Source organism: Sciscionella sediminilitoris (assembly GCF_000737195.2).
Classification (GTDB): domain Bacteria; phylum Actinomycetota; class Actinomycetes; order Mycobacteriales; family Pseudonocardiaceae; genus Sciscionella; species Sciscionella sediminilitoris.
This window is the reverse complement of sequence record NZ_JALM01000190.1, coordinates 1-1,010: the sequence shown is the minus strand read 5'-3', so window position 1 is coordinate 1,010 and position 1,010 is coordinate 1. Positions and strand designations below refer to the sequence as shown.

The following is a 1,010-nucleotide window of genomic DNA, read 5'->3' as shown; positions in this document are numbered from 1 at the left end:
GATTCAAGGGGAAGCTCAGGCTCATCTCATGCGTCGGCGTCGCTGTCGCCCCTATTCGGGTCGCTCATCCGGTGCCTGGCGTAGGTGAGCGAGGTGCGGTAGTCGGGTGGGGTGAATTCGGCTCTGCCGTTGTGGATGCGGACTTTCCAGTTGGTGTGGTGGATGAGGGTGTGGTGGTGGGCGCAGAGGAGCACCATGTTGTTTTCGACCGTGAGTCCGCCGTTGGTGTGGTGGTGGGTGTGGTGGGCTTGGGTGAGTGCGGGTGGTGATCGCAGTCGGGGTGTGCGCAGCCGTGGTCTCTGGCGGTGAGTCGTCGGCGGAGTTTGGGTGGTGCGGTGCGGTCTCGGCAGCCCATGTCGAGTACCTCGCCCTCGCTACCGAGCACTGTTGGGATGATTCCTGCGTCGCAGGTGATGCGTCTGAGTTGCTGGGCGGGGATGGTGGTGGCGGTCCCGATGCTGTCGCGGAGTGCTTGTTCGGTGATGGTGACCATGATGGTGAACGGTTCGCCACCTGATTCGGGAAGGTTTCCGGGTTCGCGGCCAACTGAACGATGTCGGCGAGGGTGTCGGCGTCGCGTTCTGTTGGGGTGCGGATATCGGGGGTGCCGCCGTTGGTTTCGCTGCTGCGGGGTTTGCCGAGTATGTCGAGGACACTGCGGAGTTTGAGTCCGGTTTCGTAGTCCAGACGCCCCCGGATGTCCCACTGGTTTGCGTGTTGCCGGAGCCAGATTTCCCGATCCGGACGCAGAGCTTCATGGTCAGTCGGTGCCTGTCCGTCCGGGTCGAGGCGGGCCCGTAGTTCCCGGATCGGCCGGACAAGTCCACGCGGGCCCACTTCACCAGCGATCTCAGCGAGTGCCCGCTCTGCGATCGGCCAGGCGTCCCCGATCGACACCTCAGCCGGAAGCTCGGCGGCGAACTGACGGATCCGGTCCACGTGCTCCACACCGACCTCACCACGCGAATAAGCTTGCGCGGTGTTCGGCAAATCCGGCGAGAGTGGTTCCC

1 protein-coding gene and 1 pseudogene are annotated in these 1,010 nt (G+C 64.3%); one reads left to right on the top strand and one right to left on the bottom strand.

What is annotated here, in order from left to right:
* A partial coding sequence (locus AD72_RS37885; RefSeq protein ID WP_231645164.1) for a hypothetical protein occupies window positions 1-269 on the top strand: 269 nt, incomplete at its 5' end.
* Between the two features lie 328 nt (window positions 270-597).
* Here the strand turns inward: AD72_RS37885 and AD72_RS38030 are convergent.
* Window positions 598-948: pseudogene (locus AD72_RS38030) on the bottom strand (DUF222 domain-containing protein); the annotation flags it as partial.
* Between the last annotated feature and the right edge of the window lie 62 nt (window positions 949-1,010).